At 57.5% G+C, this 19,680-nt stretch carries 23 protein-coding genes; 9 read left to right on the forward strand and 14 right to left on the reverse strand.

Annotated elements, in window-relative coordinates:
- Positions 1-711 precede the first annotated feature (711 nt).
- The 11 genes from KSS96_RS02230 to KSS96_RS02275 all read right to left on the reverse strand — a co-directional run bounded on the left by KSS96_RS02230 (position 712) and on the right by KSS96_RS02275 (position 10,077).
- A complete protein-coding gene (locus KSS96_RS02230; RefSeq protein ID WP_217855630.1) occupies positions 712-2,040 on the reverse strand; it encodes a tyrosine-type recombinase/integrase in 1,329 nt (442 codons plus the stop codon).
- A gap of 435 nt (positions 2,041-2,475) precedes the next feature.
- Positions 2,476-3,789 carry a KAP family P-loop NTPase fold protein gene (locus KSS96_RS02235; RefSeq protein WP_217855631.1) on the reverse strand — a complete coding sequence of 438 codons (1,314 nt, stop codon included), beginning with the start codon at positions 3,787-3,789 and terminating at the stop codon, positions 2,476-2,478.
- Between the two features lie 114 nt (positions 3,790-3,903).
- Positions 3,904-5,052, reverse strand: a complete 1,149-nt coding sequence (locus KSS96_RS02240) for a site-specific integrase (protein WP_217855633.1) — start codon at positions 5,050-5,052, stop codon at positions 3,904-3,906.
- On the reverse strand, positions 5,049-5,261 hold the full coding sequence (locus KSS96_RS02245; RefSeq protein WP_217855635.1) for a hypothetical protein: 213 nt from the start codon (positions 5,259-5,261) through the stop codon (positions 5,049-5,051). The genes KSS96_RS02240 and KSS96_RS02245 overlap by 4 nt, the downstream gene beginning before the upstream one ends.
- Positions 5,262-5,351: 90 nt before the next feature.
- On the reverse strand, positions 5,352-5,594 hold the full coding sequence (locus KSS96_RS02250) for a hypothetical protein (protein ID WP_217855637.1): 243 nt from the start codon (positions 5,592-5,594) through the stop codon (positions 5,352-5,354).
- A gap of 95 nt (positions 5,595-5,689) precedes the next feature.
- Positions 5,690-5,980 (reverse strand): hypothetical protein, encoded by a 291-nt coding sequence (locus KSS96_RS02255; protein ID WP_217855639.1) that lies wholly within the window; start codon positions 5,978-5,980, stop codon positions 5,690-5,692.
- Between the two features lie 5 nt (positions 5,981-5,985).
- A complete protein-coding gene (locus KSS96_RS02260; protein WP_439653350.1) occupies positions 5,986-8,688 on the reverse strand; it encodes a toprim domain-containing protein in 2,703 nt (900 codons plus the stop codon).
- Positions 8,689-8,696: 8 nt separating this feature from the next.
- A complete protein-coding gene (locus KSS96_RS27915; RefSeq protein ID WP_095014316.1) occupies positions 8,697-8,930 on the reverse strand; it encodes a hypothetical protein in 234 nt (77 codons plus the stop codon).
- Between the two features lie 75 nt (positions 8,931-9,005).
- Positions 9,006-9,371 (reverse strand): hypothetical protein, encoded by a 366-nt coding sequence (locus KSS96_RS02265; protein ID WP_095014317.1) that lies wholly within the window; start codon positions 9,369-9,371, stop codon positions 9,006-9,008.
- Positions 9,368-9,847: a YmfL family putative regulatory protein gene (locus tag KSS96_RS02270; RefSeq protein WP_304650867.1), complete on the reverse strand. Its 480-nt coding sequence runs from the start codon at positions 9,845-9,847 to the stop codon at positions 9,368-9,370. The genes KSS96_RS02265 and KSS96_RS02270 overlap by 4 nt, the downstream gene beginning before the upstream one ends.
- A 29-nt stretch (positions 9,848-9,876) precedes the next feature.
- Complete coding sequence (locus tag KSS96_RS02275) at positions 9,877-10,077, reverse strand: DNA-binding protein (RefSeq protein ID WP_112192977.1); 201 nt, start codon at positions 10,075-10,077, stop codon at positions 9,877-9,879.
- Positions 10,078-10,236: 159 nt separating this feature from the next.
- Here KSS96_RS02275 and KSS96_RS02280 point away from each other — a divergent pair, with 159 nt between their 5' ends.
- Complete coding sequence (locus tag KSS96_RS02280) at positions 10,237-10,533, forward strand: helix-turn-helix domain-containing protein (protein ID WP_439653343.1); 297 nt, start codon at positions 10,237-10,239, stop codon at positions 10,531-10,533.
- Between the two features lie 101 nt (positions 10,534-10,634).
- Complete coding sequence (locus tag KSS96_RS02285) at positions 10,635-10,820, forward strand: hypothetical protein (RefSeq protein WP_217855645.1); 186 nt, start codon at positions 10,635-10,637, stop codon at positions 10,818-10,820.
- Between the two features lie 77 nt (positions 10,821-10,897).
- Here KSS96_RS02285 and KSS96_RS02290 read toward each other — a convergent pair whose 3' ends face one another.
- The 3 genes from KSS96_RS02290 to KSS96_RS02300 form a co-directional block, all read right to left on the reverse strand.
- Positions 10,898-11,146 carry an ogr/Delta-like zinc finger family protein gene (locus KSS96_RS02290; RefSeq protein WP_071483122.1) on the reverse strand — a complete coding sequence of 83 codons (249 nt, stop codon included), beginning with the start codon at positions 11,144-11,146 and terminating at the stop codon, positions 10,898-10,900.
- A gap of 65 nt (positions 11,147-11,211) precedes the next feature.
- Complete coding sequence (locus KSS96_RS02295) at positions 11,212-12,090, reverse strand: phage portal protein (protein WP_217856437.1); 879 nt, start codon at positions 12,088-12,090, stop codon at positions 11,212-11,214.
- Positions 12,002-14,053 carry a terminase large subunit domain-containing protein gene (locus KSS96_RS02300; protein WP_217855647.1) on the reverse strand — a complete coding sequence of 684 codons (2,052 nt, stop codon included), beginning with the start codon at positions 14,051-14,053 and terminating at the stop codon, positions 12,002-12,004. The genes KSS96_RS02295 and KSS96_RS02300 overlap by 89 nt, the downstream gene beginning before the upstream one ends.
- A 161-nt stretch (positions 14,054-14,214) precedes the next feature.
- Between KSS96_RS02300 and KSS96_RS02305 the strand changes: the two genes are divergently transcribed.
- From KSS96_RS02305 to KSS96_RS02335, 7 genes are all read left to right on the forward strand, one after another.
- Positions 14,215-15,138, forward strand: a complete 924-nt coding sequence (locus KSS96_RS02305; protein ID WP_217855649.1) for a GPO family capsid scaffolding protein — start codon at positions 14,215-14,217, stop codon at positions 15,136-15,138.
- Position 15,139: 1 nt separating this feature from the next.
- Positions 15,140-16,159, forward strand: a complete 1,020-nt coding sequence (locus KSS96_RS02310; RefSeq protein ID WP_217855651.1) for a phage major capsid protein, P2 family — start codon at positions 15,140-15,142, stop codon at positions 16,157-16,159.
- On the forward strand, positions 16,156-16,881 hold the full coding sequence (gpM, locus tag KSS96_RS02315) for a phage terminase small subunit (protein ID WP_217855653.1): 726 nt from the start codon (positions 16,156-16,158) through the stop codon (positions 16,879-16,881). Before KSS96_RS02310 ends, gpM begins: the two co-directional genes overlap by 4 nt.
- A gap of 96 nt (positions 16,882-16,977) precedes the next feature.
- Entirely contained in the window at positions 16,978-17,439 is a 462-nt protein-coding gene (locus KSS96_RS02320; RefSeq protein ID WP_217855655.1) for a head completion/stabilization protein, read from the forward strand.
- Entirely contained in the window at positions 17,436-17,882 is a 447-nt protein-coding gene (locus KSS96_RS02325; protein WP_217855657.1) for a phage tail protein, read from the forward strand. The genes KSS96_RS02320 and KSS96_RS02325 overlap by 4 nt, the downstream gene beginning before the upstream one ends.
- Entirely contained in the window at positions 17,854-18,552 is a 699-nt protein-coding gene (locus tag KSS96_RS02330) for a phage virion morphogenesis protein (RefSeq protein WP_439653344.1), read from the forward strand. The genes KSS96_RS02325 and KSS96_RS02330 overlap by 29 nt, the downstream gene beginning before the upstream one ends.
- 11 nt (positions 18,553-18,563) lie before the next feature.
- Positions 18,564-19,679 (forward strand): DUF2586 domain-containing protein, encoded by a 1,116-nt coding sequence (locus tag KSS96_RS02335; RefSeq protein WP_217855659.1) that lies wholly within the window; start codon positions 18,564-18,566, stop codon positions 19,677-19,679.
- Position 19,680 lies beyond the last annotated feature (1 nt).

Genomic DNA, 19,680 nt, shown 5'->3' on the forward strand with positions numbered 1-19,680 from the left:
GGGTGGAGGCTGCATTGGCTGACGAGACCGACGCCGCGAGATCTTGAGTCAGGTGAAGGCAGTGAAGCGATGACCGGGCGTGCCTGACTGTCAGTCAGGTGCAGTCCATTCCGTGGGCTGCGGCACCATCATCTGCATCGCTGTTGCTGGTGACTTTTCGGTGTTTGTCACGCCGATTGTCACGAGGGGGAATGCCGCAAAGCCTTGTACGAGTTGGGCTGCAGCGGCGGTAGGAGCGCCCGTCTCTTTCCGGGAGAAAGAGACGGGCGCAGGTTGGCGCAATGAAATGGCCAAACGGATAGGTTGCTGCAGGGCAGATATGAAAGGGGGAAGTTGCCGCAGTGGGCACACTGGTAAAAGTAGGCATCCATCACATCGCTGTGACCGTGCGAGCCGCCGGACGCTAATCGCACTTTGGGAGAACCACCACGGTGTGGCGTAGCCTTAAAGGTTCTGGCTACCTGGGTTGCTGTCAACGACAGCGCTTTGCCCGATCTTTTCTACGCCTGTGGATAATTTGGGTCAAGGCTCGAATTTTCGGGAACTCTGCGGCTGTGGATGAAATTATCCACCGGTGGAAATCTATGGTTTTCCACAGACAATTTGCGTGGGCTTTAGATTTTTTAAATGAGGTCCATCCAAGCAGGGCGGCTTTGCAGCCCCGCTTGGATGGACCCGCGTGGAAGGGCGGACTGCGGTGATCTTATTGGCTTACCCACGTTTGGATGCGCCACGGCTATTTTGTAGGGCGGTAATGTTGTCGCCGACCGGGTGAGCGAATTCGTGGGGCGTCACATGCCCATGGCGGTTGGCGTCGATGTAGTTGCTCCACCACGCCATGATCAGCCTGCGCTGCTCGAGGAATTCGGCCTTGTGGATATACGCGGCGCGCACGCGGTTGCGTTCCTTGTGGCTCATTTGTCTTTCGATGGCTGCGTCGGTCCATAACCCGGACTCAAGCAGGGCGCTACAGGCCATGGTCCTGAAGCCGTGGCCGCACACGTCCTTACTGGTGTCATAGCCGACGTTGCGGAGCATGGTGTTCACTGTGTTCTCGGACATGGGCTTCCAGTACTTGTGGTCGCCCGGTAGCACCAACTCTGAAAAGCGACTGAGGCTGCGCAGGCGCTCCAGTATTTCGATGACCTGCGGCGATAACGGAACCATTTGAATGTCGCCGTTCATCTTGGTCCCGCGTGTGGAGTTGCGTACCCCTTCAATCGGTGCGCGAGTATCGGGGATTTCCCACATGGCGCGTTGGAGGTCGAACTCACTCCATCGAGCGAAGCGCAGCTCGCTGGAGCGGACGAATACATGCAACGTCAACAGGACGGCGAGGCGCGTCAGTTCGCGGCCGTTGTAGTTGTCGATACGGTGCAGCAGTTCGGGTAGGCGGTTGAGGGAGAGGGCCGGGCGATGGACTGTGCGCGGCGCGTGAATCGAGCCTGCCAGATCGAGGGCAGGATTCATGGTGATCTGCCGAGCCCTTTTGGCCCCGCGCATGATGGTGGATAAGTAGTTCTGTACCCTTAACGCCACATCCATGGTGCCGCGTTCCTTGATGCGCTGGGTGATCTCTAGCAGGTCGTGGGTATCGAGTTCGGCGATGGGGCGTTGGCCGATCAGCGGGAAGACGTGGGTGCGCAGTCGGCTCATCACGGTTTTTGCGTGTCCTTCGGTCCAGCGACGGGACATGTCGGCGTGCCACTCCAGAGCAACGGTTTCGAAAAGCAGTGCCGCCCGTTGGGCTACGATCTTGGCCTTCTTCTTTTCTTCCATTGGGTCGAGGTTGTCGAGCAGCAACGCCTTGGCTTCGTCTCGCTTACGTCGTGCGACGGAAAGGGTAACGATGGGGTAATTGCCGATGATGAGCGTGCCTTCCTTGCCGCTGGGCTTGGTGTACTTCAAGCGCCAGGTCTTCACGCCATTGGGTTTGACGAAAAGGTACATGCCTCGGCCGTCGAACAGTTTGTAGGCGCGTTCGCGGGCTTTGGCCGTGCGGCATTGCAGGTCGCTGAGGGGGATCGCTAGACGTGGCATAGGGGGTACGCGCTCCTGACCGGGAAATCGCAGTACCCCTAACATACCCTCGGGGAAGGGGGATTTTGTTGGATCCCGACGGAGGGTCCTGGAACGAAAAAACCCGCCAAAGGGCGGGTTTTCGGGGCTTCCAGAGCATTCGGTGGAATGCAATGGAGCCTAATGTGGTGCCGGCACCAGGAGTCGAACCCGGGACCTACTGATTACAAGGAAGCTGCTTTAAACATGAGAATCAATGGGTTATCAATTTTCTTGTTACGTGTGATGTCCCTGAAACCCAAAGGAATAAAGCATATGAGGAGGTTTGTTACGTGGGATTGGCAGCGATTTGAAAAAAAAATTTGACTTCGAGGCTGCCCTGCAAGTCAGCGCGAAGACAGCTGCACTGATCGTCAATATAAGATTTTTCGACCAGTGGCAGACAGGTATCAATGCTTATCTAGCTGAAAAACTATTCAGTCTTTGCGACATGAGTTCAACGACTTTAGATCTATTGCGCCAGTAGCGAGCCATTCGTTTGATCTCGTCTTGGTCGTCAAGAAGGGCGAGTTCTGCTTCAGAAATGAGGCAGGCATGGAAGCATTTTATAACGTGCTCCATTACGTAATTATCACTTTTAGGGTCCGGATAGTATTTGAATGCCTCTTGGACATCTAAAATGGTTGCCTTACCTTCTACGAGCTTTTCGAAAACTCCTGGTCGCATGACTTTCATCATGCAAACTGACGAAATTAATGCTTCCTGTACTTCCGTCTCTGGCTTTTCCGTCATTAGCATTATTGCAATGTTTGAAAAAACTCTTTCCAGCTCTCGCAGAGAACAATTTAACTGCGTGCCAATAGCCCTGAGATACTCCGACCATGAACTAGATGGTAGATCATATTGTTTTATTAAGTAATGGCAATATTTATCTATATCGCCATCTCGACCTCTCTTCTTCGGTAGCGTAGCTTCAATTGTAATGAATTTTTGAAGATAAGTATGGGCGTTGATGTTTACGCCATAGGTAGATTTTATAGACTCTTGCAGCTGAGCTTTATTTATAACTAATAGAAAGTTGACATTCGGAACAGAGAAAAGGTGTTTTATTTTCTCCAGCATTTCTACGGCAAAGGACGGCCGGCAACGATCCAGTTCGTCAATGATGACGGTCAGTGGGCTTTCGGATGGTACCTTTAGGCTCGCAGGAATTGTTGATAAGAATAATTTAAAGTGTTCGATGGATTGACGTTCCGCTTTATGATTTATCAATCTGTCCTTAATGTATTTTTCAGCGCTTGAGCTAATATCTTTAGATATGTCATCTCCTATCTTTGTAAATTCCTGAAGATCGCTTTCTTTTATTACACCGGCCGATATTGCTCGAATTCCAATTTTCGCACTTAGCGAGAGAACGTGTGCGCCAACATTTTTAGCTTTGTCAACGAACTCTCTAGATTTTTTTTCAGGTGCATGTGTTGATACATATTCAGTTATGGCTCCTGCAACGACCATAAAAGCATCGTCTACGTAATCTGATGCGAAAGCGTCAATATATATATTAGGTACATCCTCTTTGTCGAGGGTCTTCTGCCAAGCCTTTACAAAGGTTGACTTCCCCTCGCCCCAATTACCATCAAGGCTGATGACCAGCGGGTCAATTGAATTTTTTACTATGTTTGCGAGAGCATCACCAAAAGGTTTGCGGCCAAATAGATCGGGGCCGAAATCTTCATCGGAGCTCTGATGAGGCTGAATAATTATTCTCATTTTATATCCTTGTTGTTTAAACCTTTCCAAAAGGCTAGTGATTTGGCTTCCAAGAGTTAGGAGAACTCACCAGACTACTTCAGGAGTCTGACCGTGCTTAAGATAGTCCATTTTCTAATCGCCTGAAGGAGCGACTAGTGGAAGACTATAGTCGTATACATCCATCATTTTAGAATCACGATGCCCGCTGGCTTCCTGTTTTTCTGCCCGCGTACCTACAGTGTCTGTTATACCCCGCCGCTTTAGATCGTGTAAGGCAAAACGGTCTTCCTGATCGATATCCCCGTCTGCTATCGCTAAAGTTATGAAGCGTTGCCACGCTGTGTCTAGGCTCGTTTTAAGAAGGGGGCCGCCGTGGCTGGCTACGATGATAAATCGTTTTGACGCCGCCATTGGAATAGGCGTTTTACGGCGCTCCCAAACCCTTGCGCGTAGAGCTTTTGCACCTTCCCACACGCTGCGCAGTCGGGGCGTCCATCGGACAATATTGTCCCGACTGCCTTTGCGCCGATTGGTCAGAATCCCCTCCTGCAATTCGTTCGCGTCCGTGAGTGTCACAACCTCGATGCCGCGCAGTCGACAAAGGTAGGCTAACTCCATCACGCTTGCCAGGTAATCGGGGCAACCGCCTGGCTCATTGCGCGCCAGGCGTCCGCGCGCTGTCGCGCGATCAATGAGGACGTCCATAACGTTCAACCGTGGCAATCTGCGTTGCTTCCGCTCAATAGGCGCCTCGACGCCCGAGGCCGGGTTCACCTCAAGGAATCCCCTGTTGCGTCCCCACTGCAGTACGCGCCGTAAATAACGCAGAGCATGCGCCGCTTTTGAAGGCGTACCTTCGTCGGCGATCCGATCGACAATGCGTTGCACCAAGGCAGCGGTGAATTTCTTCACGGCCAGATCGCCGAGCGGCTTGCCCAATTTTGTGGGAATACTCAGCAGAACATCGCGTGAGTAGCAGTAGTCGTTGTGGGTTTTAGGAGCGAGTTTTTTATAGCGGTCGCTCAGGTGGAACTGTGTGCAGACGTAGCGGAGCGTTCCCCGATCGACGTTGGTCGCCTCGTCCATGATTTGGTGTAGCTCTGCTAGCGAAACGCTAGCAGGCGCAATGTTGCGCCGGCGCTGTGTGCCCGTCTCGTCACGATGAAGGGAGTACCAAACCCCTTCGTTTCGCTGATCAAAGTAAACGGCCGCTGGGAGAGCGGCCTGGTCAATGTGAGCGGGAATGTGCGGATTGTGCTTCCGCTTCCTTGCTTTCCTCATAAGATATCGGCGTCGTACCGCTCTGCAGCGACAGGCTTCATGCCTGCGGCTTGGTTGATAAGGTCCAGTGTTGTCCATGGCCCAGTTCGGCCGCGGAACAGGCGAACGCCCTGGTCGATCAGCGAGCGTTCAACATCAGACCGGCGTTGGTAGCCGGTGATGCGCTGCAGGTCGGTGAATACCAGGACGTTGTCCGATCGGGAGTTCATTGCTAGCCCTCTATAAGCTGAAGCACCCCGGGCAGTCTAGCGCTGCAGCCGGGGCATGATTGTTAGAAGTTGGGACGCAGACTGCTGGAGCTATTGGTTGGCCAGCAACTGGGACACAAATGCTCGTTCACCTGCAGTGAGATCGCCTTGCAGGTGGGCCATGGTGGTGACTGCCTCGAGGCGGACCCGGGCGTCGGGCGTCTTGTTGACCTGGTAATCGAAAAGCGCGGTACCGACGATGCGGATGGCCATCAGATGGCGCGCCGCCTGCAGCCCTTCCGCCGGCACTGTGATAGCCTTCGGATCGCTGCTGCTTTGGTGCTGTGCTTGCATGGTGTTGCCCTCAGTGGTGGTTGGTACCGGGGAGCTGTAACTCCTCGGTGCCCTTCATTTGCCGGCGTAGCCGGTGTCCGGTCCGGTTCTTAGGCTCATGCCTTTCGCACCAGGTGAATAACCAGGTCTTCAAACTCCCCTTCGTCGTTGCAGGACTGCCACTCCAGCACGGCTTGCACTTGTTCCCGGGTGCAGTCCATAACGAAAATCTCGCTCTGCCCACCGGTGGCCCGAACCTCAAGTATCTGGACGAGGCCGTCGGCGCCGTAGGCTTCGGCAAATACGGTTTTGCCCTCGTAGCCCAGTTGAACCATTACCGCGTTGACCCGGCGGATCTCCTCGGCCGCGTTGTTCTGTTCCCGCTCAACAATCAATTGAATGTGCATCGCGGTCACTCCCGAAAGATGAAGCAACGCATGGTCGACGGGATGTGAGCAGTCGGCGCCATATCCTGCTGACGTGCACGGATCGCGCTTTCCACGCGTTTCTGAGTGTCCAAGCAATGGTGAGCACGGCAGTCTTTGAGCAGTCGGCGCAGCACTGCCAGGTCCGGAATGCGCTGGCGGTGCTCCAGGGCGACCTCGGCGAACTGGTTAAGATTGATGGCGATCAAGCCAGGCTTTTTGCTGTGGTTGACCATCGGGGCCGAGGGCAGCGATTCCAGGTAATCAAACACCTGCCAAAACTCGTTCACTTCCTTCGGATCGGTGCTGATCGCCGCCTGGCGCTCGTTGGCTGCTTTCAGAAGGTATTTGCGGCAGGCCTGGACCATGTGGTCCGGGATTGCGATGACGAGCTGTAGGCAGTCCAGCAGGGCCAGCATCATGCTGTGGTTCTTGATGACCCGATCGGATGCCAGATTACGGCTGGCCCAAAGCTCGGCGCGGTATTGGGGATACAGTTCCGCGAAGCGCTTGAGCACCAGCGGCTCGGCGCGCATTGCCTTCACCATGAAGTGGCTGACGTGCTCCAGCTCGGTCTGAACAATTGCATCAGCAGCCTTGCGGCTCTTGTCGGTGATCACCGGCTTGAGAAACGGCAAGCGGACGATACGGCTGATGATCGCTTCGTGGCCGGTAACGATGGCGTTCTGAGCGATTACGATGGACGCGCGAAACGGCGGTTCGTAGGTATCGTTGCTGTTGGACTTGACGCCCCGGGTACGCAGGGTGCCGCCGCCATAGAAGTCCTTGAACTGGTCCCACTCGAAGGCCTTGGTATTGTCCTCGTTGGTGTTTCGGTCGGCCTCAAGAAGCACCAATGGCAGGTTGGCCACCTGGCCCATTGCTCGGCTCAAGCCTGAGAACGAACTTTTGGCCGGATCGAAACCCTCGTAGGTCCGCCCGAAGAGCTTCCAGATGAACTTGATCAGCGTGGTTTTGCCCGAATCGGGCTCACCCGACATTTCCAGGAACGGAAAGCTCTCATGTTCGGCCCGGATCTGCTCGGCAAACAGCGAGCCAAACCAATACGTGAGGGCGAGAACCCCATTCTCGCCAAAGACAGTCCATAGGTTCGGCAGCCAGTCTTCGCGATAGCCCTTACTGTCCAAGGCCATTTTGATTTTTACCGACTTCATCAGGCATTTGACCCGCTGCTTTCCAAACTCGAAATAGTCCTCGTCGTTGGCCTTGTAAATAGACCCGCCGTGGATAGCGATGTCGTTGAAGATGTACGCCTTGTGATCGCGGCTGTAGCCCAGGAAGTCGATGGTCTCGACGGTTTTCAGGCGTTCGGTTTGACGGATAATGATCTGGTCCAGGTGCTTCTGAGTGCCCAGCCAGGTCGCGCCCGAATACATCAAGCGGGTCTTAAACTCGCTGCTTGAGGAGATTTGCTTCGGCGTGAACGTGTAATTCTCGCCATGGTCGTCGTGGATCCCCAACACCTGGAAGTAAAACCACGCCTCGTTGGTGACGTCGTTCACCTGCTTGTACAGCGCCTCAAAACGGCAGTTGGCCAAGAGCTTCAAGCTGCAGACGTTCTGCAGCACCTTGCGGCGTGCAGCCTTGTCGTTGAGCTGTTGATCCTCATGGTCTTCGCTGGTTGCCAGTGCCTTTTGTTCTTCCTCGAGCTTCGACAAATCGAACTTGGCCCAGTAGGTTTGGTTGCCGAAGTCAAAAGCGAACTCTGGGAAACCTTCCTCCCAGGTGTACATGAGCAGCGCCTTTTCTTTCGGCGAGGGGGCCAGTAGCAAGTCACCCTCATGGCGCGCGGCATCCAGGTCACGCTTGCGCTTGTCATTGCGCGCTTTACCTTCTTCTTCGAACTGCCAGCGCTGGTGCAGGTCGTTCCAGTCGACTTTCTTATCCCGCTGGGGAATCAGCGCTGCCTTACAGATGAAGCCCATTTCACGTGCCTGTTTGACCCAGCGCAGCAGGTAGCCGCGAGCAGTTGGCTCGTTGTCCAGGGCCCAGACCAAAGTGGGCAGGTTGCCCGGGCGCTGCTCGACCAAATGTTTCAACGCTTCCAATGGGAAGTTCACACTGGACATAGCCGACACCGCATCGACGTCGTTTTGCACCAGGGCGGTGGCGTCGAAGATGCCCTCGACAATCCACAGCTCTTTGACCTTGGCCAGGTCCACGCTCGGCGGGCACCACAACTCGCCCTGGGCGCTATATTTGGGCTTGAATCGGGCTTTCATCTTTCCGAAGCGGGAAGGGCGATCGATCAGGCGTTCCCAGTAACCACCGTTCGGCAGGGGGAATCGAATCGTGGCACTAGACTCGTTTGTCTCGTGGTTGACGTAGTTCTCTTGGGTGAACCAACCGGTCATAGCTCCGGCATTCAAACCACGAGCAAACTCCAAGTAAGCGCGTGCGGTAATGGTCGGATCGTTGTCAGTAGCCGGCGCGCGCTTGCTCCAGTCCTCAAACAGGTCTTCATAGATTTCTTTGACGTGCTCGATATGGCCGCAGCGCTCCGGCCGGCCGCAGCGGATCTGCCAGGGCTTGTCGTGGCGGGCATACAGCTCTTTCTTGTTGCAGGCCGGGCAAACCCCGCCCCGCATGTAATTCGTGCCTACACGTAGCTTCAGGCCGAAGTCATCTTCCAGCCGCTGCAGTAGTTGGGTGCGGATATCTTCATTCATCATTGACATTATTTCGCTGCTTTTAAGCTGTGAGAGAGCGCGGCCATTAGGCGTTTTTGTGCTGCCATTACCGGAACGTGGGCGAGGATTGCGCCGTGGCGAAGACCGTCCGCTACAAAGCGGAATTGGTCGTCGTACCAATGTTCATTGAGGCTCAAGCGGTACTGTTCACGCAGCGCGGCCAGCAACGCTTCGGCCTCGGCCGGGGGCAGTTGAGTGGTGACAATTACGGCGTTTACCATCGTGAAACCTCGACTTCGGGCGCAGTTCACCCAAACCCACAAGACGTGGGGCCGGCGTTTGGTTTGGATTGGGTGTTACGAGTGCGCGGAGCGCAGACGGACGTTGTCCGGGGTGTTCAGGACGCGTTGATAGATCAGGCTGACAGGCACAGACCAGCAGTGCCCTTTGACTGGATCGCGGATAACCACAACGGTCTCCGTGCTGTGGTCCAAGATGAGACGCTGACGGAAAGCGATTTCCATTAACTCAACGTGGGCAAGGGAAGCCAGTTTGGTTGCAACCGATTCTGCTACGTCGAAGCTGTTCACCAGGTGGTTGATGGCACGGTTCAGCAGTGCCGACAGATCGCTCAGGTGTTCGGCTTGATGGCGCTCAAGGAAAGCCAGGGCGGCGTTCTGCATGCATTCCTGATAGTCCAGGGCATTGGTTTGAGTTGTCATTTGGCTTTCCCCGATTTGGCGCGGTAGAGATCGATCGCGGCATACACTTCGGCGGTGCGTGCGGCCATGTGCAAGGTATGGGCGTTCTGGATCAGCTCGGCTTCAACGTCGGTGATCACCCCGTCATCAAGTGCCTGGGCAATGATTTGGTCGACCGTTCCTTGTTTGGCTGAACTCTGCATGGCCCGTGCGTACATCTCCACGTTGTCCAGTCTGTCTGGATGGACCACTGGGACGAACATACCGCCGTACATTGCTGCGACATAGTTGGGCAAATGTTGAGTGCCCGTGACCTGCTCCAACTGGAAGATCTGTGCATCGGTCAATGGGCGGCAGTTGTTGTTCTCATAAGCGTGGTTATCAAACTTTTTGAGCGGCAGGCCGATCCGGGCAGCGGCACATTCGCGGCCACCTGAGTAGCTGCAAATGATCGCGCTGACCACTTCCCTACGCGTCTTTAGAACACGACTTTTCATCTTCTGCTGTTCCCTCAGTGCACTGGCCATTACTGTGCGATCACGCCGTCTTTGATACCGAGCAGTACGGCGGCGCGATGTGCCTCCCCCCGGCGACCTTTTTTACGACCGTTCAAAAGGTCGCTGACCAAATTCTTATTCAGTGAATGAGTGCGGCAGAATTCCGCAATGCTCATCCCTTTGCGATCCAGAGCCTCCCGGGCTTGCTCGGGTGTAAGGGTGGCGGGCATAGTGTTCGCTCGTGTGCGTTCGTGTGGATTCGTGTTTGTACGGCGCTGATTATGACCAGTTTATTTGTCCTGTAAAGGGGCTAAAGTTTGAGAAATTTGTCCTCGGGAGAATTCCCAGATGTAAGTGCGGGCGAATGCTTGCGCGAAGAACGAGGTCGTTTGGGCCTCAAACAAGAAGAAATGGCGCAGATTGGCGGCGTAACCCGAAACACCCAAGGCAGTTATGAGCGTGATGAGCGCCGCCCTGATACCGGCTATTTGAAAGCCTTGCATGCTGTGGGTCTGGACGTGCTCTACGTCATAACAGGCGTGCGGACTCCCGAACCTGTAGGGGATCTGACCGAGGACGAAGAAGTACTGGTAAAGCGATATCGAAGCATGCCGTCCGATGACCAAAAATCTGTGCGTCGCTTCGTCCAAGCCATTGCTGACGATGTGGCAAAAAGCTCGAATTAACTTGTAACAAAACTTGTATCGCATTCAGGCCTCCCCAGTTCTAAAGCGAATCCCTGCCCCGATAACGTCGATTCAGCAATGCATTTCATGGAGTAATTAGCATGTTGGATCGCACGAACAACGAACGCGCCTGCGTGGAAGCCCACGATTTTGAATGGCTCGCCCTTTCCAAAATTGAACGTAGTTTTATCGGTTTGTATCGGCAGTTGAATGAAGAGGACCGGCAGCAGCTAAGGCGCCTTACCGTGGCATTGGCCACCGTTCCAGAGGAGTCGGTAGCGAGTTGATTCGTTACTGCTGAATCGTCACCTGCCTTCAGGCGTAGCCTAGTCGCCGGCCTGTATCGGTCGGCGTTTTAGTCGAGTCACGCCGCTCCCAGCTGGTCGAATAGCTCCCGCTGTTTTGCCCTGGGCATATCCCTTAAACGATCAAACAGCATTCTTTCGTAGGATTGAGCGGAAGGGCTGAGCGTGTGCGAAAACGTCAAATTCGCTACCCACGTGTGCCCGCACGTTGCGTCCAGGCACTGGCAATAGAGCTTGGCAAAATCCCGCGACAGTTCTTCGCGTGAAGCAATCCGGCCCTTGTTCCCGCATTTGCATACAACTCTCATTGTGTCCCTCCCCAGGGCAGCCAATAGCCACTATTTTGCCACATTTCGTAGTGGAAATAGCTGCTTTAAGACGTTTGCCCAGTGTTATCGACTGGTGTTTTGGTTTCTTGCCACGATATTTTCCTGTCTCGCCGAAGCGTGTCGTTCAACTGGTTGAACAACTGACAGATCGGCCTGATCTCGTTGCTGGTGTACACGCGATCGATCTTCTCGATATCCCCAAAACCCCCGCTGTTTTCCGGGATGATTCCGGCCAGGGCAGGGTTCATTCGCCAGGCGGCGATCACGTCGTTGCGGGTGATGTTCTTCACTTTCTCCAGCTCGTCCTTGGCCTGGAAGTCGCCCACGGGAATGATCTGGATCGCGTTTTCCTTGCCGTTGGGGATGTTGACGAACATCGAGCGGAAGTTGCCCACGCCCTTGCTGGCGCTGATCTGGGCACGCAGGTTGTCTTCGTCTTCCTCGGTCAGGTCCGGGTCGTTGGTGTAGAAGATGTAACCCGCGTGAGCACCGTTGCTGTAGTAGCGCCGGCGGAAGAGGGTCGCGGCTTCATTGAGCAATAGCGCCTGCAGGCCGCCCAGGTAGTCGGGTACGCCGTAGATGTTTTGTTCCACGTCGTAGTCCAGAACGTGTTCGACTTCGTCCTGGTCGAAGTCCATATACTTGCTGTCGGGCAGTAACATCCTGAATCCTCCGTCGACCTTCACGCGCATGTTGATGGCCGGCAAGTGCTGCATCTCCAGCACTTCGCCGAAGGCGTTGGTGTCGCGGTAGAAATACGCCTCTCCAAACACCATGTAGTCGAGACTGGCCCGGCCCATGGTCTGCGTGCTGCAGCCCTCGGACGGGATGAATTCACGCAGCAGCAGGTTGCGTTTGAACTTCGGAATGGCGCCGTGGTGCGCGTTGGCGCGCAGCAGCTTGGCCAGGCCCGCCCGCGACACCGGCGGCTTGTAGATCTCGCCGTCGTCGCTGAGAAACACCCCCAGGTACTCGCCGATGTTGCCGGACAGCACCTGTTCGGGTTCCCCGAAGGTGAACGCCCGCATGGGCTGCGGCTGTCGCGCCTGTTGGTTGGTTTGGGGCTTTTTGTGTCGTGGCTTGGGCATGGGTTCCGCTCGTGACATAGCGGCTACGGCGCCGCTTGTTGGTGTTGAGGGGTTCATTGAACAGGGCGTGCATGATCGACCAGGCGATATCGGCGTGGCCGGTGGCGTCGGTGCGCGAAGCGCTGTAGGTGACTTGGCCGCTGGTGGTGGTGCCGCGCTTGATGGTCAGGAACGCCTGGGCGATGTCGGTCCAGCCGGCGTCCCACTCGATGCGGCTGCCCTGGATCGTGTCCTGGGCCTTGAGGACCAGTAGGTTCTTGGTCTCCAGGCTGTAGTGGATCGGCGTGGCTTTGGGGTAGAAGTCGCGCACCAGGTCGAACACGCCATAGCCCACACCGGTGATGTCGATGCCGATGTGTTGCACGTTGAAGCGTTCGGTAAGCTTTTTGACCTGGGCGGCCTGGTAGTTGAACGAATGCCCGCGCCAGCTGTGCTTTTCCAGGATGCGGAATTTCGCCCCGGGTTCCAGCGGTGGGGCGACCACCACGCAGGTGGCGTCGTCGCGGGTGCGGCTTGGGTCGTAGCCCAGCCAGACAGGACTGTTGCCGAACGGCCGATCCAGTTCCGGGTTGTAGTCCTCCCACAACGACAGGTCGGAATAGCAACGCTCCAGATCCTTGAGACCGAACGCGCTCTGGCTGCTATCGATGAACTTGCAGTAGAACAGCTGCTGGAATTTGTCTTCGTCGTACTCCAGCTGCAGCTGCTCGAGGTCGAACAGATCGCACCCGCCATCGATCGCATCCTGGATGGTGATGGTCTTGCGCCATTGACCATCGGGGCACAGCGCGCCCTGGGTGTAGGACGCCTCGGTGGGCCAGGTGCCGCCGGCTTTCTTGCCGCGTTTGCTGTTGCGGAACTCCTCTCCCGACCAGAACGGGTATGCCTGGTGCGACACAGCGCTGGGCGTCGAGAAGTAGGTTTTGCGCCACTTCTTGTGGGTACCCATGGCGCTGGCCACGGTGCTGAGCTTTTCGAAGTCGCGGATCCAGAAATACTCATCCACGTACACATGGCCGTGGTAGCCCTGGGCGGTGCTGCTGTTGGTCGACAGGAAGCGCAGCTCGGCTCCGTTGCTGAGCGTGATCGGGTTGCCGGTCAGCTCGATGTCGAACCACTGTTTGGCGAACTGGATGATGTAGCTGCGGAAAATCTCCGACTGCGAGCGGCTGGCCGACAGGAACACCTGGTTGTCGCCAGTCAGCACCGCATCCATGAACGCTTCGCCGGCGAAGTAGTAGGTCAGGCCCACCTGGCGGCTCTTGAGGATATTGCGGATCCGGCTGGTCAGCGGGTTTTGCTTGGCGGCAAACAGCTCCTGCTGATAGCGGTACATCTTGCTGATGAACTTATCCAGGAAGTCGACTTCGGTCAGGCCGCTGATGTCATTCTTGGCCTTCTTTTCCTTCTTCCTTTCACCGCCTTCGCCACGGCTGGAGCGTTGGCCACGCGAGCGCTTGCGCGGTTCCTGGGGCTCGCCCAGGTCGTCGCCGTTCGATGCCGGTGCCGGCTTGGCCGCTTGTTTCAGCAGGCGTTCGCGAACAACGGTCAGGCGGTCCAGTTCATTGAGGTCGTCTTTAGACAGGCTGCCGACTTTGTCCAGGAGCAGGGTGATCCGCCGGCCGACGGCCGTCAGCGGCTCTTCGTCCGACAGCATGTCCTCCCATCCGCCCTGGCGTATCCAGTAATAAACGATCCGGATGTTGGGCAGGTTGAGCTGCGCCTGAATTTCCTTGGCCTTACAGCGGCGCAGAAACAGACGTTTGGCGGCTTCTTTAACTTCGGTCGAGTAGTACATGGGCCGCAGTCTATGCGGCGAAAACGCTGGAAACGCGGGATTAAATTCCGTGATCCGCCTATATTTCAAATATAGGAGAAACGCGCATTTGAACCGTTTGTTTGAGGGCTGACGGCTCCCTATCTTGGCGGCTCATTCAGTGATTGAGCGCAGTCAAATCCATGCCCCGTTCCCTTGTATCGTTCTGGAAACGTGTCGCCACCAGCGGAGCCACCGTTGATGGGCGCGTGATCCTTCCCCAGGAACTGCGCGATATCGCTGAGACCTACAAGCCGTCGTTCTACACGGCGGTGATCTGGTGCGACCACGAACGCTGGCCAGGCTCCCACGGCACCGTCTATGCGGTGCGTCTGGTGGAAGAAGCCGAAGACCTGGAGCCCGGCGAAGTGGCGTTGGAAGCGCAATTGAAGCCCAACGACCGACTGCTGTACCTGAATGACCAGGGCCAGAAGCTGTTCACCAGCATTGAGATCACCCCGGACTTCCGTGGCAAAGGTAAAGCCTACCTGACAGGCATGGGCGTCACTGACCAACCGGCCAGCGTCGGCACCCAGGAACTGTATTTCTCGCATCAGAACACCCGCACCTCCTATTACGCCGCCTCGGTCGAACTCGGTCGCCTGCAGGACGACAGCCAACCCTCCGCCGAAACCGGACTGATCAACGCCCTGACGAGCTTCTTCAAGCGTTTCGCCGCTGACGCGCTGCCCACCGAAACCACTCCACCCAACACAGAGAGCAAACCCCCAATGGATGAAGCTACAGCAACGGCTTTGACAGCCCTGGTGGCGCAGCTGCTGGTTGTCGCTGCCGGCCTTCAAGCTGTCATTGAGCCTGCCGCCGCCGATGCACCTGAGCCCGATCAAGACCTGATCGATGACGTCAGCACAGCCGTGGATGACATCGTGGCCACCGCCGAGCAAGAGCGCGAATTCCGACGTAAAGGCGGCGCGTCGAACAAGGCTGTCCTCGCAGCATTGACGGATTTGCAGGCGAAATTCTCCGCGCTGCAGAACACCTCCGCCGGTCGCCAGTTGCCGCGCAACCCTGGCCCTGTAGCCACCACCAAGAAAAAGGTGCTCTGACATGGCCCAGCCGTTAAGCGCCCGTGGCGCCAAGCAGTATGCCGAGCTGCAGGAAGCGATCGCCGAAGCGTACGGCATCGAAAATTCCACCCGCATGTTCAGTGTGGACCCGACGATTGCTCAGGAGCTAAACGACGCTATCACCGCGAAAGCCGACTTCCTGGAGCGTATCAACGTCACCCCGGTCAGCGAGATCAAGGGTGAGAAAGTCTTCATCGGCGTGAATGGCCCGGTCACCGGCCGCACCAACACCAAGACCACCGATCGTGAAGCCAAAGACGCGTCGGCGTTGGACAACAGCACCTATGAGCTGGCTGATACCCAATCGGACGTGGGCCTGCCGTACGCCAAGATCGACGCCTGGGCGAAGTTTCCGGACTTCAAAGAGCGTTATTCCGCTGCAGTGCAAAAGCGCATTGCCCAGGACCGGATCGTTATCGGCTTCCATGGCACCCGCGCCGCACCTCAGACCGACCTGGCGGCGAATCCCAAGTTGCAAGACGTGAACAAGGGCTGGCTGCAGCAACTGCGCGAACAGGCCCCGCAGCAGGTGCTGAAAGAGGGCGCCGCCGCTGGCAAAGTTACGTTGGGCACCGGTGGTGACTACGCCAACCTGGACGCTCTGGTGCATGACACCAAGCAGATGGTGGACGAGATCCTGCGCGAGGACGGCGATCTGGTTGCGATCATCGGCACCGACTTGCTCGCCTCTGACAAGGCCAAGCTGTACACCAAACAGGGCGATACGCCGACCGAAAAAGAGCGCATCGAAAACGCCCAGGTCATTGCGACCTACGGCGGTCTGCCGGCGTTCAGCGTGCCGAACTTCCCGGTTAACGCGGTGCTGGTCACCAGTTGGGACAACCTGTCGATCTACTACCAGGACACCAGCTGGCGCAAACAGACGGTCGAGAACCCGAAGCGCTCCCGCGTCGAGGACTACAACAGCCGCAACGAAGGTTATGTGATCGAGCAGTTGGAAAAGATCGCACTGACCGAAAACGTGGAGCTGCTGGCGTGAGCCTGGCCCTGGCGCATAAGCGCCGCATCCTGGCCTTGGGCAGCACTGCAGTAGCGGCGATTGCCGCCACTGCAGGCATGGCCTACACCCCGGGCGATGCGCTGAGCAGCCCCGCCAATGCGCGCAAACATCTGCTGCTGCAGGAAGCCGCTTTGGACCAGGACCTGGCGCGCATCAGTGCGATTAACGGCTTGGCCGGACGCCAGGCCCTCAAGCGCGAAGAGCTGCTGCCCAAGTACCAGGAATACGTACAGCGCTACTGCGAGTCGGGGCTGAACTTCCCAAACCGCGTTGCTGTGCAGGTGCTGGTCTGGCTATTCGACACCGCCCAGTTCGAAGACGCCCTGGAGCTGGCCGACGTCCTGATCGAGCAGGGCCAGCAGATGCCGGAGCGCTTCAAGCGCCGCGACATCCAGACCTTTGTCGCTGACGCCGTGTGCGAGTGGGCCTACGCCGAATACAAAGCCAATCGCAGCCCGGAGCCTTACCTCTCTGACCTGCTGCCGCTGGTTGACGGTGAGTGGCAACTGACGGAGCAGATCCCGAGCAAGTACCACAAGTTGATCGGCATACGCGCCATGGAGGCCAAGCAGTGGGAAACCGCACTCAAGCACCTGGAGCGCTCAACGGAGCTGTACGCACAGGCCGGCAACGACACCCGCATCGAAAAGGTCCGCAGGGCCCTAGCAAAACAAGCGGCCGCTAACCCGGCCACCGAATAACCGACTACCCCCCCAGCGGGGACCTGTGGAAGTGAGCCGCCCATTTATGGACCGTCCCACTGAAAACAGGCTCCCCGCCCTATTTGAGCGGTCAGCATGAGCTTTTCAGGTAAACCCAACACGCTGGTGGAATTGACGATCGAGAACGACGGCTTTTGGCCTGACTTCTCCGTGTCCGAGTTCCAGCGGGGCTATCGCCTGCCGGCGGAATACCTGGTGGAACTGCTGACGGCTGAGTTGACCACGGCAATGACCGAGGTCAACAACGACCTGGCCAAGTTAAAAGCGCGATGGCAGGGGCTTGGCGTGTCAAACGTTGAGTCTGCAGACACCAGGATTCTGCCGGAGCGCACCTTTCAAGCGGCGACGTACAAGCGCGCCGTGTATTGCCGCGCCAAGGCCAGTTTGCTGACCCAGTTCGCGACGATCATTCGCCGCGAAAGCGCTGAAAACCTGGGCAAGGAACTGCCCGATCGCCCGGAAACCTTCCTGGCATTCAGCCAACAGGCCGTGCGCTCGCTGCAGGGCCGTGGCCGCATCACGGCGGCGCTGCTATGAACAAGCTGCGTGCCCTTACCACCTACCTGATTGGCCTCGACCTGGTGCTGCCCGAGCAGATCGACAGCTGGGCCGAGCAGGTCAACCTGGACCTGATCTGGAAAGACACCACCCAGGGTCTGCACATGGGCGATATGCGTTATCGCGCCGTAGTCGTGATCGAGCGATTCGCCGGTAACCCGGCGTTATTGATGGCGCTTCTCGGCGGCTGGCTGGAATCCAACGATCCCGATCGGGACGACGATCTGCCGGCGCCGACGTTCGCCGTCGACCAGATCACCTCGGACGAAGCGGATCTGGAACTGACCCTGGAATTCGTCGAGGCGCAGCACCTGGCCGAAGACCCCAACGGCAAGGTCGAGGCCTTCGGCAAAACGTGGGGCCTGGTCGAGTTCGACCTATGGACCGCTGAGCATGGCGAGGTCCGCGGCGGTGGCGCGTAGCACTTTCGAGCTGGACGTACGGGGCCACCTGGGCGTTCGCGAACAACTGGCCCTGTTGAGCCTGCCCCCGCAGTTGCGCCGGCGGTTGCTCAACAACGTGACCAAGCGCGTGCGCACCATGAGCCGCAAGCGGATCCGCGAGCAGCGCAATCTGGACGGTTCAGCCTTTGAGGCCCGCAAGGGCGACGGCAAGGGCAAAAAGAAGATGGAAGCCGGCTTGGGCAAGTTGCTCCAGGTCACCAGCGTGAGCGCGGATTCCGCAACGCTGGGATGGCGTAACGGCCTTACCGGCTGGGTCGCCGCGCAGCAACACCACGGCGCGAGCGAGCGCCGTACAGCCGCGCAGATGCGCCGGTGGAACAAGGTGCCCGAGGGCCTGGCCGCGACGGATAAGCAGGCCAAGCGCTTGCGTCGACTCGGTTTCAAAGTGCGCCAGAAGGGCAAGAAGAGCCTAACTCGGCCGTCCGTGGCCTGGATCCAGGAACACGTGAACTACGCCAAGGCGGGCCTGCTGATACGCATCCTGTCCGACGAAAAAGCCGAAGGCACCGGTGCGCAAAGTTGGGAAATAACCCTGCCAAAGCGCCAGTTCCTCGGCGTCAGTACCGATCGGGACACCAGCCTGCTGGTTAACCAGGTGCTGGCACAAATCCTCAACTCCCCCAAATAACGAGGCACTGCATGGCACTTGGCAAAGTCAGCGTTAACAATCTCAACCTCGGCCAGGGTGCCGTGACCGAGATCGAGCGCTATTTCCTGTTCATCGGCGCCGGCGCGAAGAGCGTCGGCAGCCTGATCGCCCTCAACACCGACAGCGACCTGGATGCGCTGCTGGGCCTTCCTGTCAGCGATCTGAAAACCCAGATCGCGGCGGCCAAGGCCAATGGCGGCGACCGCTGGGCGTGCCTGGCGGCTCCGATCGCTGCAGATGGCAACTGGACTATCGCCCTGGAAGCGGCGCAGCAACAGGGCTTTTCCGTCGAGGCGGTGGTGATCACCAAACCGGTGGAGGCTTCAGTTGAATTATCAGCCATGCATGACGCCGCGATCGCCATCAGCAACACCTACGGCCGTCGTGTGTTCGTGATGGCCAGCACCGCCGGCATCGCTGCCGAACAGACTTGGTCCGACTACCTGGCCCAGCAAAAGGCGATCACCAAGGACCTGGCTGCGCCGCGTGTTCTGGTCGTGCCGCAACTGCACGGCAATGACCTGGGCGTGTTGGCTGGGCGTCTGGCCAATGCTGCGGTCAGCATCGCTGACAGCCCCATGCGTGTGGCCAGCGGCGCCGTTTTGGGCTTGGGCAGCGTGCCCAAGGACAAAGACGGCGTGCCGCTGCCATCGGCCATCCGCGCGGAGCTTGATAAAGCCCGTTTCTCGGTCTCGCAGACCTACCCCGACTACCCGGGCGTGTTCTGGGGCGACGGCAACATGCTCGATGCGCCGGCGAGCGACTTCCAAGTGGTCGAGTACCTGCGTTTGGCCGACAAGGCTGCTCGCCAGGTGCGCCCGCTCTTGATCCTGCGCGTTGCCGATCGGCGTTTGAACAACACGCCCAACAGCATGGCGGCCGCAATCAGCGCCTTCATGAAGCCGCTGCGCGTGATGGCCAAGTCCACGACCTTCGCCGGCCAGGTGTTCCCGGGCGAGATCGAGTCCCCGAAAGACGGCGACATCCAGCTGGTGTGGCACACCAAAACCAAGGTTGAGGTGTACATCAAGATCAAGCCCCTCAATTGCCCGAAAGACCTCACGGCGAACATCGCCCTGGACCTTTCCAACGACGATTCGGAGTAAT

This window comes from Pseudomonas asgharzadehiana (assembly GCF_019139815.1).
In the GTDB taxonomy this organism is placed as follows: Bacteria; Pseudomonadota; Gammaproteobacteria; order Pseudomonadales; family Pseudomonadaceae; genus Aquipseudomonas; species Aquipseudomonas asgharzadehiana.

Coding starts and splice junctions, on each gene's coding strand:
- KSS96_RS02260 (WP_439653350.1), bottom strand. CDS start 8,688: ATGAATGAAGATATCCGCACCCAACTACTGCAGCGGCTGGAAGATGAC.
- KSS96_RS02335 (WP_217855659.1), top strand. CDS start 18,564: ATGGCACTTGGCAAAGTCAGCGTTAACAATCTCAACCTCGGCCAGGGT.
- KSS96_RS02255 (WP_217855639.1), bottom strand. CDS start 5,980: ATGCACATTCAATTGATTGTTGAGCGGGAACAGAACAACGCGGCCGAG.
- KSS96_RS02240 (WP_217855633.1), bottom strand. CDS start 5,052: ATGAGGAAAGCAAGGAAGCGGAAGCACAATCCGCACATTCCCGCTCAC.
- KSS96_RS02270 (WP_304650867.1), bottom strand. CDS start 9,847: ATGAAAAGTCGTGTTCTAAAGACGCGTAGGGAAGTGGTCAGCGCGATC.
- KSS96_RS02275 (WP_112192977.1), bottom strand. CDS start 10,077: ATGCCCGCCACCCTTACACCCGAGCAAGCCCGGGAGGCTCTGGATCGC.
- KSS96_RS02245 (WP_217855635.1), bottom strand. CDS start 5,261: ATGAACTCCCGATCGGACAACGTCCTGGTATTCACCGACCTGCAGCGC.
- KSS96_RS02290 (WP_071483122.1), bottom strand. CDS start 11,146: ATGAGAGTTGTATGCAAATGCGGGAACAAGGGCCGGATTGCTTCACGC.
- KSS96_RS02250 (WP_217855637.1), bottom strand. CDS start 5,594: ATGCAAGCACAGCACCAAAGCAGCAGCGATCCGAAGGCTATCACAGTG.
- KSS96_RS02265 (WP_095014317.1), bottom strand. CDS start 9,371: ATGACAACTCAAACCAATGCCCTGGACTATCAGGAATGCATGCAGAAC.
- KSS96_RS02330 (WP_439653344.1), top strand. CDS start 17,854: ATGGCGAGGTCCGCGGCGGTGGCGCGTAGCACTTTCGAGCTGGACGTA.
- KSS96_RS27915 (WP_095014316.1), bottom strand. CDS start 8,930: ATGGTAAACGCCGTAATTGTCACCACTCAACTGCCCCCGGCCGAGGCC.
- KSS96_RS02320 (WP_217855655.1), top strand. CDS start 16,978: ATGAGCTTTTCAGGTAAACCCAACACGCTGGTGGAATTGACGATCGAG.
- KSS96_RS02305 (WP_217855649.1), top strand. CDS start 14,215: ATGCCCCGTTCCCTTGTATCGTTCTGGAAACGTGTCGCCACCAGCGGA.
- KSS96_RS02325 (WP_217855657.1), top strand. CDS start 17,436: ATGAACAAGCTGCGTGCCCTTACCACCTACCTGATTGGCCTCGACCTG.
- KSS96_RS02235 (WP_217855631.1), bottom strand. CDS start 3,789: ATGAGAATAATTATTCAGCCTCATCAGAGCTCCGATGAAGATTTCGGC.
- KSS96_RS02300 (WP_217855647.1), bottom strand. CDS start 14,053: ATGTACTACTCGACCGAAGTTAAAGAAGCCGCCAAACGTCTGTTTCTG.
- KSS96_RS02310 (WP_217855651.1), top strand. CDS start 15,140: ATGGCCCAGCCGTTAAGCGCCCGTGGCGCCAAGCAGTATGCCGAGCTG.
- KSS96_RS02230 (WP_217855630.1), bottom strand. CDS start 2,040: ATGCCACGTCTAGCGATCCCCCTCAGCGACCTGCAATGCCGCACGGCC.
- KSS96_RS02285 (WP_217855645.1), top strand. CDS start 10,635: ATGTTGGATCGCACGAACAACGAACGCGCCTGCGTGGAAGCCCACGAT.